Source organism: Micromonospora sp. A200, assembly GCF_029893845.1.
Classification (GTDB): domain Bacteria; phylum Actinomycetota; class Actinomycetes; order Mycobacteriales; family Micromonosporaceae; genus Micromonospora; species Micromonospora purpureochromogenes.
Genome location: NZ_JARXXY010000001.1, coordinates 203,420 through 216,521, shown reverse-complemented (window position 1 = coordinate 216,521; position 13,102 = coordinate 203,420). Strand labels below are relative to the sequence as shown.

Annotated in this window: 11 protein-coding genes and 1 pseudogene; 9 read left to right on the top strand and 3 right to left on the bottom strand. The window is 72.2% G+C overall.

The window, feature by feature from the left end; all coding sequences use genetic code 11:
* The first annotated feature begins 85 nt into the window (after nt 1-85).
* The 4 genes and pseudogenes from M2302_RS00955 to M2302_RS00940 all read left to right on the top strand — a co-directional run bounded on the left by M2302_RS00955 (nt 86) and on the right by M2302_RS00940 (nt 1,952).
* Nucleotides 86-766, top strand: coding sequence for a nucleotidyltransferase (locus M2302_RS00955; protein ID WP_348529392.1), 681 nt, complete (start codon nt 86-88; stop codon nt 764-766).
* Complete coding sequence (locus tag M2302_RS00950) at nt 763-1,029, top strand: hypothetical protein (protein ID WP_280836061.1); 267 nt, start codon at nt 763-765, stop codon at nt 1,027-1,029. Before M2302_RS00955 ends, M2302_RS00950 begins: the two co-directional genes overlap by 4 nt.
* Before the next feature lie 13 nt (nt 1,030-1,042).
* Nucleotides 1,043-1,818 (top strand): annotated as a pseudogene (locus M2302_RS00945) (metallophosphoesterase).
* On the top strand, nt 1,809-1,952 hold the full coding sequence (locus tag M2302_RS00940; protein WP_165947907.1) for a GPGG-motif small membrane protein: 144 nt from the start codon (nt 1,809-1,811) through the stop codon (nt 1,950-1,952). The pseudogene M2302_RS00945 and the gene M2302_RS00940 overlap by 10 nt, the downstream one beginning before the upstream one ends.
* A 180-nt stretch (nt 1,953-2,132) precedes the next feature.
* Here M2302_RS00940 and M2302_RS00935 read toward each other — a convergent pair whose 3' ends face one another.
* Nucleotides 2,133-2,909, bottom strand: coding sequence for a peptidoglycan DD-metalloendopeptidase family protein (locus M2302_RS00935; RefSeq protein ID WP_280836060.1), 777 nt, complete (start codon nt 2,907-2,909; stop codon nt 2,133-2,135).
* A 261-nt stretch (nt 2,910-3,170) separates the two neighbouring features.
* Between M2302_RS00935 and M2302_RS00930 the strand changes: the two genes are divergently transcribed.
* From M2302_RS00930 to M2302_RS00910, 5 genes are all read left to right on the top strand, one after another.
* Nucleotides 3,171-4,511: an ABC transporter substrate-binding protein gene (locus M2302_RS00930; RefSeq protein WP_280836059.1), complete on the top strand. Its 1,341-nt coding sequence runs from the start codon at nt 3,171-3,173 to the stop codon at nt 4,509-4,511.
* Between the two features lie 71 nt (nt 4,512-4,582).
* On the top strand, nt 4,583-5,632 hold the full coding sequence (locus M2302_RS00925) for a sugar ABC transporter permease (RefSeq protein ID WP_280836058.1): 1,050 nt from the start codon (nt 4,583-4,585) through the stop codon (nt 5,630-5,632).
* Between the two features lies 1 nt (nt 5,633).
* Nucleotides 5,634-6,596: a carbohydrate ABC transporter permease gene (locus tag M2302_RS00920; protein ID WP_280836057.1), complete on the top strand. Its 963-nt coding sequence runs from the start codon at nt 5,634-5,636 to the stop codon at nt 6,594-6,596.
* 66 nt (nt 6,597-6,662) lie between these two features.
* Complete coding sequence (locus M2302_RS00915; RefSeq protein ID WP_280836056.1) at nt 6,663-7,733, top strand: LacI family DNA-binding transcriptional regulator; 1,071 nt, start codon at nt 6,663-6,665, stop codon at nt 7,731-7,733.
* Nucleotides 7,734-7,774: 41 nt separating this feature from the next.
* Nucleotides 7,775-9,445 carry a glycoside hydrolase family 13 protein gene (locus M2302_RS00910; RefSeq protein ID WP_280836240.1) on the top strand — a complete coding sequence of 557 codons (1,671 nt, stop codon included), beginning with the start codon at nt 7,775-7,777 and terminating at the stop codon, nt 9,443-9,445.
* Nucleotides 9,446-10,116: 671 nt separating this feature from the next.
* Here the strand turns inward: M2302_RS00910 and M2302_RS00905 are convergent.
* Complete coding sequence (locus M2302_RS00905) at nt 10,117-11,541, bottom strand: MFS transporter (protein ID WP_280836055.1); 1,425 nt, start codon at nt 11,539-11,541, stop codon at nt 10,117-10,119.
* 59 nt (nt 11,542-11,600) lie between these two features.
* Complete coding sequence (gene xylB, locus M2302_RS00900) at nt 11,601-13,100, bottom strand: xylulokinase (protein WP_280836054.1); 1,500 nt, start codon at nt 13,098-13,100, stop codon at nt 11,601-11,603.
* Nucleotides 13,101-13,102 lie beyond the last annotated feature (2 nt).

The following is a 13,102-nucleotide window of genomic DNA, read 5'->3' as shown; positions in this document are numbered from 1 at the left end:
TGAACAGGCTATCCGACCGGCGCTCGCCCACCGGCGGTTTGCCCGGTTGATGGCCGGGTGACCAGTCTCTGATCGCCGCCCAGGTGTGGGCGGCGGGCGGGCCGGGTACGCAACGTCATTTCCGACCGCCTGTCCACCTTCACGACGACGGGAGAACCAGATGGCCGAGCGCGGGGACGAGAGCCTGTTGCACACCCTCAAGCGGGTCGCCGCCGTGCTCAAGCAGAACGACATCCCCTTCGCCCTCGGCGGCAGCTTCGCCGTCTACGCGCACGGCGGCCACTCCAGCGAGCACGACGTGGACTTCCTGCTCCGCGAGGAGGACATCGAACGGGCGCTGGAGGCGCTGGTCGCCGAGGGCTTCAACGCCGAGCGTCCGCCGGAGGACTGGCTGGTCAAGGTCTACGACGAGGGGCGGATGGTGGACCTGATCCACCGACCGATCGAGACCCCGGTGACCGAGGAGACCTTCGCCGACACCGTGGTGCGCCCGGTGGACGCCATCCACATGCCGGTGCTGTCCGCGACCCGGCTGATGGTGCACAAGCTGCTCAGCTTCTCGCAGCACTACTGCGACTTCGCCCGCGGCCTGCCGCTGGCCCGCTCGCTGCGGGAACAGATCGACTGGGAACGGGTACGGAAGGAGACGCGGCACTCGCCGTACGCCGAGGCGTTCCTGGTGCTGCTGGACCGGCTCGACGTGGTGCCGTACGGCGGCACGCCCGTGCCGTACGCCCGCACCCCCGAGGGAGAGGAGACATCGTGACCCAGCATGGCGCCGGCCCACCGGACGAGTACGTCGAGGCGGAGATCCACCGGCTGCTCGCCGAGGATCCGGACGTCGCCGAGCAGGGCATCACCGTGGTCCACCGGGAACGCGGCCTGGTCCTCTACGGCGAGGTGGAGACCCCGCACCGGCGGGAGGAGATCCTCCGGCGGGTCTCGGAGCGCTTCCCGGACCTGCCGATCACCAGCGACATCGGGGTGATCCGCGCGCAGGCGCCGACCCAGGTCGAGGAGCTGCCGTGAGGAGGGCCCGACGATGATCCGGATCGCCGCCGTCGGCGACGTGCACGTGGACGAGGACGTGGTCGGCCGGTTCCGTCCGGCCCTGGAGGAGCTGCCGGACTGCGCCGACGTGCTGCTGCTCGCCGGGGACCTGACCCGGCACGGCACCGCGTCCGAGGCGCGCTGCGTGGCCCGGGAGTTCGGCGGGCTCGGGGTGCCGGTGATCACCGTGCTCGGCAACCACGACCACCAGTGCGACCAGGTGCCGCAGGTCATCAAGGTGCTGGAGGACGCCGGGATCACCGTGCTGGAGGGGACGGGCACGGTGGTGGAGTGCGCCGGCGGCCGGCTCGGCGTGGCCGGGGTCAAGGGCTTCGGCGGTGGCTTCGCCGGCCGGTGCGCCAGCGACTTCGGGGAGCCGGAGATGAAGGCCTTCGTCCGGACGACCAACGAGAGCGCCGAGGCGCTGGGCAAGGCGCTGCGCGGGCTGGACTGCGACCGGGTGGTCGCCCTCACCCACTACTCCCCCGTGCCGGACACGCTCGCCGGCGAACCGCTGGAGATCTATCCGTTCCTGGGGTCGTACCAGCTGGGTCAGGCGATCGACTCGGCGCCGACCGCGCTGGCCCTGCACGGGCACGCCCACGCGGGCACCGAGCGGGGCACCACCCCCGGCGGGGTCCGCGTCCGCAACGTCGCGCACCCCGTGATCAAGCAGGCGTACAGCATCTTCCACCTGGGCGATCACCTCGAATGATCTCCCAGGTTTCCGGGATCGGAGAGACGGGTACTCAGCCGCCATGGAGCTGATTCTCTGGATTCTCGCAGTCGTACTCGTGGTCGCCGGCATCCTCGCGCTGTTCCGCCGGCAGATCCTGTGGGGCGTCGTCCTCATCGTGGTGGGCCTGCTGGTCGGCCCGGGTGGTGTCAGCATCTTCAATTGACGCTGGTTTCGCGTCACCGGACCCGCCGGGGTCGTCGCTTCCGGAATCTCCGTCCTCCCAGACCTGGAGATCCGGCAGCGACGACCCCGGCGCCGTGCGTCCGGGTCTGTCGCGCCCGCTCGTGGGTCGGGTCTGTGCCGTCGGCCGGGCGGACGCTGCTCTACGCGCTGTCCGCGCGCCTCAGCAGCGCGGCACGTTCGGGATCCAGCCGTCGTAGCCGGTGTAGACGTACGCGTCGGAGATGAACCGGCCGGAGCCGATCCGGTCCCAGATCGAGCTGGTGCCGTACGTGCCGGTGACCGTGGTGCCGGTGGTCTGGCAGTAGATGGTCACCCTGGCCCCGTCGGCGACCGAGCCGACCGCGCTGTAGCCGGTGCCCGGGCCGGAGCGCACGGTCAGGTCCGCGCCGGCCGTGTTGACCGTGCCGGAGGCGGTGCCGCCGGAGCAGGCGTTGTCGCTGGAGTAGCTCTTGGTGCCCCAGTAGAGCGCCAGCGCGCCGTTGAACCGCACCTGGATGTCGTTGCCGTTGAGCCGCTGCTCGTAGTGCAGGTGCGGCCCGGTGGAGCCGCCGGTGCTGCCCACCCAGCCGATCACCTTGCCGTAGCCGACGGTCTGGCCCACCGAGACGTTGAAGCCGTTGAGGTGGGCGTAGTAGGTGGTGTAGCCGCCGCCGTGGTCGATCCGGACGTACTTGCCGTAGCTGGTGCCGCCGAGGTCGGTGACCCGGTCGACGGTGCCGGGGGCGCTGGCCACCACCGGGTCGCCGAGGTCGTCGGTGCGGTTGAAGTCGATCGCGTACGCCGGGCTGTGGTCGGACCGGGTCTGCCCGGACCAGGACTGGCCGCAGGGGAACGGCACCTTGAACGTCGGCGCGGCCATCGCCGGGCTCGCCGGGGCCACCAGGGCCACCGAGGCGAGCAGTGCGGCCGCGGCCAGGCTCCACCACCGTCTGCGCATCCAGCACCTCCAATGTTGAGATTCTTCAATCTGCTGGGCCCAGCGTGGCAGAAACCTCCATCGATGGGAAGTGGCGCTTGGTGCAGGTCGCGACTACTGCGCGGGAGCGCGCCCACGGCCGCTGGGCGGGTTTCGGGATTGTTACCGGGCCGTGTCCGGCCAGGGCTGGACCGGAGGTGATGCAAGCGCTTACATGTGGGGACGACCATCGGACCGGCGCGGCTTCGACTCCTCCACGCGCCGGCAAGGAAGGAGATCGGCATGGCGTTTGCCAGATCACGCCAGGCTCTCGCGATCGCCGGCGTACTGGGGCTGGCGCTCGGCGCCACCGCCTGCGGCACCGGCAACGACAAGAAGAGCAGCAACGCGGGCTCCGCGGAGTGCGCCGCATACGAGAAGTACCAGGGCCACGACGGCAAGAAGGTCACGATCTACTCGTCGATCCGGGACATCGAGGCCGACCGCCTGGAGCAGTCCTGGAAGCAGTTCGAGGACTGCACCGGCATCACGATCGACCACGAGGGCAGCGGCGAGTTCGAGGCCCAGCTGGGCGTCCGCGTCGACGGTGGCAACGCCCCCGACCTGGCCTTCATCCCCCAGCCGGGTCTGCTCAAGCGGTTCGTCGACGCGGGCAAGGTGAAGACGGTCGGCGCCGACACCAAGGCGCTGGCCGAGCAGAACTTCACCCCCGACTGGCTGAAGTACAGCACCGTCGACGGCAAGCTCTACGGCGTTCCGCTCGGCTCCAACGTCAAGTCGTACGTGTGGTACTCGCCGAAGACCTTCAAGGAGAAGGGCTGGCAGGTCCCGACCACCTGGGACGACCTGATCAAGCTCAGCGACACCATTGCGGCCAGCGGCACCAAGCCGTGGTGCGCCGGCATCGAGTCCGGTGACGCCACCGGCTGGCCGGCCACCGACTGGATCGAGGACGTCATGCTCCGGACCCAGGGTCCGGAGGTCTACGACCAGTGGACCACCCACGGCATCCCGTTCAACGACCCCAAGGTCGCCGACGCGGTGAACAAGGCCGGCACCATCCTCAAGAACGAGAAGTACGTCAACGGCGGCTTCGGCGGGGTGAAGAGCATCGCCACCACCTCCTTCCAGGAGGCGGGCGTCCCGATCACCACCGGCAAGTGCGCGCTGCACCGCCAGGCGTCCTTCTACGCCAACCAGTGGCCGCAGGGCACCAAGGTGGCCGAGGACGGCGACGTCTTCGCCTTCTACTTCCCGGCCATCGACCCGGCCAAGGGCAAGCCGGTGCTGGGTGCCGGCGAGTTCGTCGCGGGCTTCGCCGACCGTCCCGAGGTCCAGGCGGTGCAGACCTACCTGGCCTCCGGCGAGTACGTCAACAGCCGCGCCAAGATCGGCGACTGGCTGTCGGCGAACAAGAAGCTCGACCTGGCCAACGTGCCGAACCCGGTGGACAAGCTCTCCGTCGGCATCCTCCAGGACCCGAAGACCGTCTTCCGCTTCGACGGCTCGGACCTGATGCCGGCCGCGGTCGGCGCGGGCACCTTCTGGAAGGGCATGGTCGACTGGGTGAACGGCAAGGACACCACGACCGTCCTCAACGGCATCGAGGGCAGCTGGAAGTGATCTGAGTTGGTGGCCCGGTCCGCGACGCGGACCGGGCCACCACCGCTAACCGAGCCCTTGAAGGAGGGTCGATGGAGTTCGACTTCGCGGAGGAACAGCCGAAGTTCCTCATGCTGATGTACGGGCTGATCGCTTTCGTCGCGGTGGTGGGCGGTCTGCTCCTGCTCCTCGACGTGGTGCCGGCCTGGTTCGCCCGCCGTCGGGAGCAGAAGCTGGTCGCCGCGGCGGCGAGCGGCGGTCCACTGCCCCGCCGGCTGAAGCCGCGGGAGGGGCTGTTCGCCCTGTTCTTCCTGCTGCCGACGCTGCTGCTGCTCGCCATCGGGCTGGTGGTGCCGGCGATCCGGACCACGCTGCTCTCCTTCATGGACGCCGGCAGCAACGACTGGGTGGGCCTGCGCAACTACGGCTGGATGTTCTCCGAGGACTCGATCGTCCGGGTCCTGCTCAACACCCTGGTCTGGGTGCTGCTGGTCCCGCTGGTGGCCACCTCGTTCGGCCTGCTCTACGCGGTGATGGTGGACAAGGCCAGGTTCGAGGCGGTCGCCAAGTCGCTGATCTTCCTACCGATGGCGATCTCGTTCGTCGGCGCCAGCATCATCTGGAAGTTCGTCTACGCCTACCGCGGCGACGGCCAGGAGCAGATCGGCCTGCTGAACCAGATCGTGGTCAGCCTCGGCGGCGAGCCGAAGCAGTGGCTGCTGGAGTCGCCGCTGAACACGCTGCTGCTGATCGTGATCATGGTGTGGATCCAGGCCGGCTTCGCCATGGTGGTGCTCTCCGCCGCGATCAAGGCGATCCCGGCGGACATCGTGGAGGCCGCCCGCCTCGACGGGGTCACCCCCTGGCAGATGTTCTGGCAGATCACCATGCCGAGCATCCGGCCCGCGCTGATCGTGGTGGTGGTGACGCTGTCGATCGCCACGCTCAAGGTCTTCGACATCGTCCGGACCGCGACCAACGGCAACTACGACACCAGCGTGATCGCCAACGAGATGTACAACCAGGCGTTCCGGTACGGCCAGAACGGGCAGGGCTCGGCGCTGGCCGTCTTCCTGTTCATCCTGGTGGTCCCGATCGTGATCTACCAGATCCGCAACCTGCGTCAGCAGCGGGAGGGCTGAGATGAGCACCGCCACGCCCACGGTCCCGGCCGGCACCCAGGCCACCGGGAAGACCACCACCGCCGGACGCGTCCGCAAGCGGCTGAACAGCCGTACGGCCACGCTGATCTCGATCGTCATCGCGCTGCTCTGGACGATCCCGACCTTCGGCCTCTTCGTGTCCTCGTTCCGGCCGGAGGACGAGATCAAGAGCACGGGCTGGTGGACGTCCTTCACCAACCCGCAGTTCACCCTGGAGAACTACCAGGAGGTGCTCTTCGGCAGCTCCTCCTCCTCGGGTCAGCTCGCCAGCTACTTCATCAACTCGCTGGCCATCACCATCCCCTCGGTGCTGTTCCCGCTCGCCTTCGCCTCGCTCGCCGCGTACGCGCTGGCCTGGATCAACTTCAAGGGCCGGGACTGGCTCTACATCGCGATCTTCGCGTTGCAGATCGTCCCGCTGCAGATGGCGCTGGTGCCGCTGCTGAAGTTCTTCTCCACCGGCGTCACCGTCGCCGGCGTCACCCTGATGCCGGCCTGGGACCTGGTGGACGAGCAGAAGTTCGCCCAGGTGTGGTTCGCGCACACCTGTTTCGCGCTGCCCTTCGCGGTGTTCCTGCTGCACAACTTCATCTCGCAGCTGCCCAGGGACCTGATGGAGGCGGCCCGGGTCGACGGGGCCACCCACCCCAAGATCTTCCGCACCATCGTCCTGCCGCTGATCACCCCGGCCCTGGCGGCCTTCGGCATCTTCCAGTTCCTCTGGGTCTGGAACGACCTGCTGGTCGCGCTGATCTTCGCCGGGGGCGGCAACGAAACCGCCCCGCTGACCGTCCGGCTGGCCGAGATGGCCGGCACCCGGGGCAACGAGTGGCAGCGGCTGACGGCGGGCGCGTTCGTCTCGATCGTCGTACCCCTGATCGTGTTCCTGTCCCTGCAGCGCTACTTCGTCCGCGGCCTGCTCGCCGGCAGCGTCAAGGGCTGAGGCCTCGTACCGCCGCCGCCCGCCGGGCGGGCGGCGGCGGTGACGGGCGCGGAGCGGGGGAACACCATGACGAAGATTGATGACGTCGCCCGACTCGCCGGGGTCTCGACCGCCACCGTCTCCCGGGCCCTGCGCGGCCTGCCGACGGTGTCGGCCGCGACGCGCCGCCGGGTGCTCGCCGCCGCCGAGCAGCTCCAGTACGCCGTCTCGCCGAGCGCCTCACGGCTGGCCGGCGGCCGGACCGGGACGGTGGCCGTGGTGGTCCCCCGGATCACCCGCTGGTTCTTCGGCACCGTCGTGGAGGCGGTCGAGGAGTTCCTCCACCAGGCCGGGTACGACCTGCTCCTGTACAACCTGGGCGGCCGGGAGCAGATCCGGCAGCGGGTGCTGCGCAACGCCAACCTGCACAAGCGCGTCGACGCCATCATGCTGGTCGCCACGCCTCTGCGGCCGGCCGACCTGACCGCGCTGGGCGCGCTGGACCTGCCCGGGATCACCATCAGCTCCGGCACCGTGGTGCCCGGCTGGCCCTGCGTCCGGATCGACGACGTGGCCGCCGCGCGCACCGCCACCCGGCACCTGCTCGACCTGGGGCACCGCCGGATCGCCCACATCTCCGGCGACCCGGACGACGAACTGGCCTTCACCACCCACCTGGACCGGCGCCGGGGCTACCGGGAGGCGTTGCGGGCGGCCGGGATCCGCCCCGACCCCAGCCTCGACATCGAGTCGCAGTTCACCATCGACGGCGGCAACCGGGCCACCACCGAGCTGCTCTCCCGGGGGGAGCCGCCGACCGCGATCTTCGCCGCCTGCGACGAGATGGCGATGGGCGCGATCACCGCGCTGCGCGACGCCGGGCTGCGGGTGCCGCAGGACGTCAGCGTGATCGGCGTCGACGACCACGACCTGGCCAGCGTGCTCGGGCTCAGCACCATCGCCCAGCCCGCCGCCGAGCAGGGCCGGCTCGCCGCTCGGCTGCTGCTCGACCCACTCGGCACCCGCACCACCGGCCCGTACGCCGGCCGGGTCCCCGACCAGCGGGTCGGCGGCCGGGACGACCCGCCGACCCCCCCGGTGATTCTGCCCACTCGGCTGGTGGTGCGTGAATCGACCGCACCACCGCGGGCACACTGAACGGATTCGACCGCACCACGGCTCGACACAGGGAGAAGGCTCTGAACACCGACGCGAGGCACCAGGAACAGTCCGGTGGCCCGGCCACCGGGTGGTGGACCGAGGCCGTCATCTACCAGATCTACCCGCGCTCGTTCGCCGACTCCGACGGCGACGGCGTCGGTGACCTGCCGGGCATCACCGCCCGACTCGGCCACCTCGCCGAGCTGAGCGTGGACGCCGTCTGGCTGTCGCCGTTCTACCCGTCGCCGCAGGCCGACGCCGGGTACGACGTGGCCGACTACCGGGACGTCGACCCGCTCTTCGGTCGGCTGGAGGACGCCGACAAGCTGATCGCCGAGGCCCGCGCCAAGGGTCTGCGGGTGATCGTCGACCTGGTGCCCAACCACACCTCCTCGGCGCACCGGTGGTTCACCGCCGCCCTGGCCGCCGCCCCGGGCAGCCCGGAGCGGGCCCGCTACATCTTCCGGGACGGTCTCGGCCCGGACGGCGACCAGCCGCCGAACGACTGGCAGAGCGTCTTCGGCGGCCCCGCCTGGACCCGGGTCACCGATCCCGACGGCCGGCCCGGCCAGTGGTACCTGCACCTGTTCGACACCGGCCAGCCCGACCTGAACTGGGACAGCCCGGAGGTCCGCGAGGAGTTCCTGGACGTGCTGCGGTTCTGGCTGGACCGGGGCGTCGACGGCTTCCGGGTCGACGTGGCACACGGCCTGATCAAGCAGGCCGACCTGGCCGACTGGCAGGAGCCGCAGGAGATCCTCTCCGGCAGCGAGGTGGCGAAGCCGCGACCCCCGATGTGGGACCAGGACGGCGTGCACGAGATCTACCGGGAATGGCGCCGGTTGCTCGACTCGTATCCGGGCGAGCGGGTCCTGGTCGCCGAGGCGTGGGTGGAGCCGGCGGAGCGGCTGGCCCGCTACGTGCGCCCGGACGAGATGCACCAGGCGTTCAACTTCGAGTACCTGCTCGCCTCGTGGACCGCGCCCGCCCAGTACGCGGTGATCACCCGCTCGCTGGAGGCCACCGACAGCGTCGGCGCGCCGACCACCTGGGTGCTCTCCAACCACGACGTGGTGCGGCACGCCTCCCGGCTCGGCCTGACCATCGGCGGCGGCCGGCCGAACGGCATCGGCATCGGCGACCCGCAGCCGGACGCCGCGCTCGGCCTGCGCCGGGCCCGCGCGGCCAGCCTGCTGATGCTGGCCCTGCCCGGCAGCGCCTACCTCTACCAGGGTGAGGAGCTGGGCCTGCCCGAGCACACCACGCTGCCGGACGAGGTCCGGCAGGACCCGACCTGGGAGCGCAGCGGCCACACCCAGCGCGGCCGCGACGGCTGCCGGGTGCCGATCCCGTGGGAGGCCGACGCCCCGTCGTACGGCTTCGGGCCGACCGACGCCAGCTGGCTGCCGCAGCCGCCGCTGTGGGCCGAGTACGCCCTCGACCGGCAGCGCGGGGTGCCCGGCTCGACGTACGAGATGTACCGGACGGCGCTGCGGCTGCGGCGCGAGCACGGGCTGGCCCGGGGTCCGCTGCAGTGGCTCTCCTCCGGCGACGAGGTGCTGACCTTCCGCAACGGCGGGCTCACCGTGCTGACCAACTTCGGCGCGGCAGCCGTCCCGGCGCCGGCCGGGGAACTGCTGCACAGCAGCGCTCCGCTGGACGCCGACGGGCGGGTCCCCACCGACGTGACGGTCTGGGTCCGCGCCTGACCACTGCCGCTCCCGCCGGTCCCACCGGCCCCGCGCTCGTCCGCGGGGCCGGTGGGCCGGCTGGTCGGCTCGGGCACGGCGCGGCGTCTCGGGCACTGCCGTGTCCGGCACTCTTCACCCGTCCACCCCAGCACCCGGTTGGTTCGCTGTGGACCTGATGTCGTAAACGACTCAGCCCTGCTTCCCCACCCCCGCAGCGCACCGGCACGGACCATGCGTCCCGCCAGAGTCGGCGGGCCAGGAGCCCTTGCGCTACCCCGTCGTTGACGGGGACAGGTGTGCGCGTCGCGACGGCGGCGCACGGGATGCAGGGCGGGTTCCACGGCGTGTCGTGTCGCGGGGCACGCTGCCGGACGTGTCGCGCCGTCCCGGGGTGGACGGCGGTCTGCATGGAAGCAGGGCATCATCCGGCACGGCGCCAAGTTCCGACATCAGGCCGGCCTGAATCGTTTACGACATCAGGTCCACAGCGTCCTGGGGGCACCCGGCCCGGTGGATCCGCCGGCTCAGCCCCAGCGCCAGCGCCGCTAAGCCGACCCGGCGCGGCGTGGACCGACCCGGCGCAGCCCGACCCGGCCCGGGGCCACCGTGCTGATGATCGGCGACCACCTCGGCCCCGAGGCGTGGCATGGCCAGGCCCAGCGCGACCGGTGAGGCCCGACGGCGATCGGTCAGAGGCGGTCGGCGCGGGCGTGCAGCAGGTCGTGCACCGCCTCGATGTCCTCCGGCGAGGAACGGGAGGCTCGCCAGTACATCAGGCCGGTGGGGATGAAGAAGAGCTGGAAGACGGCCAGCCCGACGGCGTAGTTCAGCGGCGGCGGGAAGGCCGCCCGCAGGGTGTGGAAGGCCACCCCGACCAGGCCGTTGCCGGCCGCCCGGCCCACCCCGTTGACCAGGTTGCCCAGGCTGTAGACGGTGCCCCGGTGCTCGGGCGGGTTGACGTCGGCGATCAGGGCGAACCAGTTCGGCGAGTTGGCCGAGGTCAGCGCCAGCGCGACCACGGCGGCGAGCAGGCTCAGCCCGACCGTCGGCTCGGTCAGCACGCTGGCCAGCACCGCCCGGACCACTGCCCCGCCGCCCGCCCCGTCGGGCACCACGATGCGGATCGGCACGAAGAAGAGGACCAGGTAGAACGGCACGGCCGCGAGGATGCCCACCGCCGCGACCAGGGCCCGTCCCCTCCGGGTACGCCGTTGCAGCGCGTCGCCGGCCAGTCCGCCGACGATGGAGAACACCCCGCCGAGTTGGAACAGCGTGGCGAAGACGCTGCCCACCACCACCGCGGTCGCCGACGAGTAGCCCTGGGCCTCGGCCCGTTGCGCGAAGAGCACCGGCAGCCAGACCAGCGAACCGAACGCCGCCTGCGCGGTCAGGCCCTGCAGGATCAGCCACCGGTTGGTCCGCCGGTGCAGGATCCGGGGCAGGTCGCCGCGGGTGATCCGGTAGTCGTACTCGGCCCCGGCGTTCAGCGCACCGGCCAGCTCGGGCTCGCTCTGCCCGCGCCGGATGTCGTACGTGAAGAGATAGGCCAGGGTGGCGGCCAGCCCGACCACGGTGAGCGCCAGGAACGGACGCCGCCAGTCGGTGGCCCCCAGCAGGCCGCCGGTGAGCGTGCCGGCCAGCGTCCCCACGCCCTGCGACAGCCCCCAGAAGCTCATCACCAGCCCCCGGCGGCGGGGCGAGATCAGGTCCGTGACGACGGAGAACCCGACCGAGCCGACCGCGCCGAGCCCGACCGCGGCCACCAGCTGCGCGGCCAGGAAGGTCGGGTAGTCCTGGGCGAGCGCGCTGCCGCCGGTGCCGGCCGCCCAGATCAGGGTGCCGACCATGAGCAGCGGCTTGCGGTTCGTCCGGTCCCCCACGTACGCCCAGGCCACCGCCGCCACCGCGCTGACCAGGAAGCTGACCGCGGTGACCAGCCCGAGCAGCCGCTGCGACACGCCCAGCGCCCCGGAGATCGGCCCGTACAGGGGCGGGACCAGGCCGATCGCCACGTTGTCCAGCGAGGCGAGCACCACGAAGACCACGACGCTGTAGAACCGGTGCGCCGTGCCGCCGCCCCAGGTCCGCGCCGCCCCACCCCTGGTCAAGGTCATGTGCGGCAGCCAATCAGGGCGAGGTCACGATCGCGTCACCGGGGTTGGCACCGCCCCGCTCAGCCCGGCGTCCGGTCGACGGTCCGGTCCCGGGCCTGGGCGTACCGCTCGCGGACGGCGGGGACGGGCTCCGCGTCGTACTCCCGGGTGTCGGCGTCGGCCCACTCGGGTGGCGCCGCGCCGCCCAGGGCGACCCAGGCGGCCTGGCGAGCGGCCCCGTCGGCGACGTACTCGCCGGGCGGCGGCACCACCACCGGCCGGCCGAAGACCTGCGGGGCGATCCGGCGCACCGCCGCCGAGCGGGCCCCGCCACCGACCAGGATCACCCGCCGGGCGTCGGCGCCCTGGGCGGTGAGCGCGTCCAGCCCGTCGGCGAGCGCGCAGAGCATCCCCTCGACGGCGGCCCGGGCCAGGTGCGCCGGGGTGGCGGTACGCAGGGTGAGCCCGTGCAGCGCGCCGGTGGACAGCGGCCGGTCGGGCGTCCGCTCCCCTTCCAGGTAGGGGACCATGACCAGCCCGTCCGCGCCGGGTGGAGCGGACAGCGCCAGCTCGCTCAGCTCGTCGAGGCCGACCCGGAGCAGCGCGGCGGCAGCGTCCAGCACCCGGGCGGCGTTGAGGGTGCAGACCAGCGGCAGGTACCGGCCGGTGGCGTCGGCGAACCCGGCGACGGCGCCGCCCGGGTCGGCGGCCGGCACGTCGGCCACGCTGAAAACGGTGCCGGAGGTGCCGATCGAGACGACCACGTCGCCCGGGCCGGCGCCGACGCCGAGGGCGGCGGCCGCGTTGTCCCCGGTGCCCGGGCCGAGCACGATCCCGCCGGGCGCGGCACCCGACGGGCCGACCCCGGCGCCCCCGACCGCGCCGGGCCCGGCTGCCGGCGCCGGGCCGCCCAGCGCGGCCGGGTCCAGGACGCCGGCGGCCTCGGCCGGGCCGAGCACCGCCGGCACCCCCACCACCCGGCCGAAGGCCTGTTCCAGCAGGTCGAGGCGGTAATCGCCGGTGCGGGGCGACCAGTAGCCGGTGCCGCTGGCGTCGCCCCGGTCGGTGCGCAGCGCGGCCAGGCCGCGCACGCCGGCCAGCCGCCAGGTGAGCCAGTCGTGGGGCAGGCAGACGGCCGCGACCCGGGCCGCACGCTCCGGCTCGTGCCGGGCCAGCCAGCGCAGCTTGGTGCCGGTGAAGCTCGCCACCGGCACGCTGCCCACCGCCTCGGCCCAGAACCGGCGGCCCGCCACCTCGCCGCCGGCCTCGTCGATGAGATCCCGGGCCGCGTCGGCGGAGCGGGTGTCGTTCCAGAGCAGGGCGGGCCGGACCACCTCGCCCGCCTCGTCCAGGCAGACCATGCCGTGCTGCTGGCCGGCGACCGAGAGGGCCGCGACGTCGGCCAGCCCGCCGGCGGCGTCCACCGCCGTGCGCAGCGCGTCCCACCAGGCCCGCGGGTCGACCTCGGTGCCGTCCGGGTGCGGCGCCCGGCCCTGCCGGACCAGGGCCCCGGTGGCCGCGTCCCGGATCACGACCTTGCAGGACTGGGTGGACGAGTCGACCCCGGCGACGAGCGGCACGG

Excerpts from the sequence above, each read along its gene's own strand:
- M2302_RS00940 (WP_165947907.1), top strand. The coding sequence starts at position 1,809 with ATGGAGCTGATTCTCTGGATTCTCGCAGTCGTACTCGTGGTCGCCGGC.
- M2302_RS00935 (WP_280836060.1), bottom strand. The coding sequence starts at position 2,909 with ATGCGCAGACGGTGGTGGAGCCTGGCCGCGGCCGCACTGCTCGCCTCG.
- M2302_RS00930 (WP_280836059.1), top strand. The coding sequence starts at position 3,171 with ATGGCGTTTGCCAGATCACGCCAGGCTCTCGCGATCGCCGGCGTACTG.
- M2302_RS00925 (WP_280836058.1), top strand. The coding sequence starts at position 4,583 with ATGGAGTTCGACTTCGCGGAGGAACAGCCGAAGTTCCTCATGCTGATG.
- M2302_RS00920 (WP_280836057.1), top strand. The coding sequence starts at position 5,634 with ATGAGCACCGCCACGCCCACGGTCCCGGCCGGCACCCAGGCCACCGGG.
- M2302_RS00915 (WP_280836056.1), top strand. The coding sequence starts at position 6,663 with ATGACGAAGATTGATGACGTCGCCCGACTCGCCGGGGTCTCGACCGCC.
- M2302_RS00905 (WP_280836055.1), bottom strand. The coding sequence starts at position 11,541 with ATGACCTTGACCAGGGGTGGGGCGGCGCGGACCTGGGGCGGCGGCACG.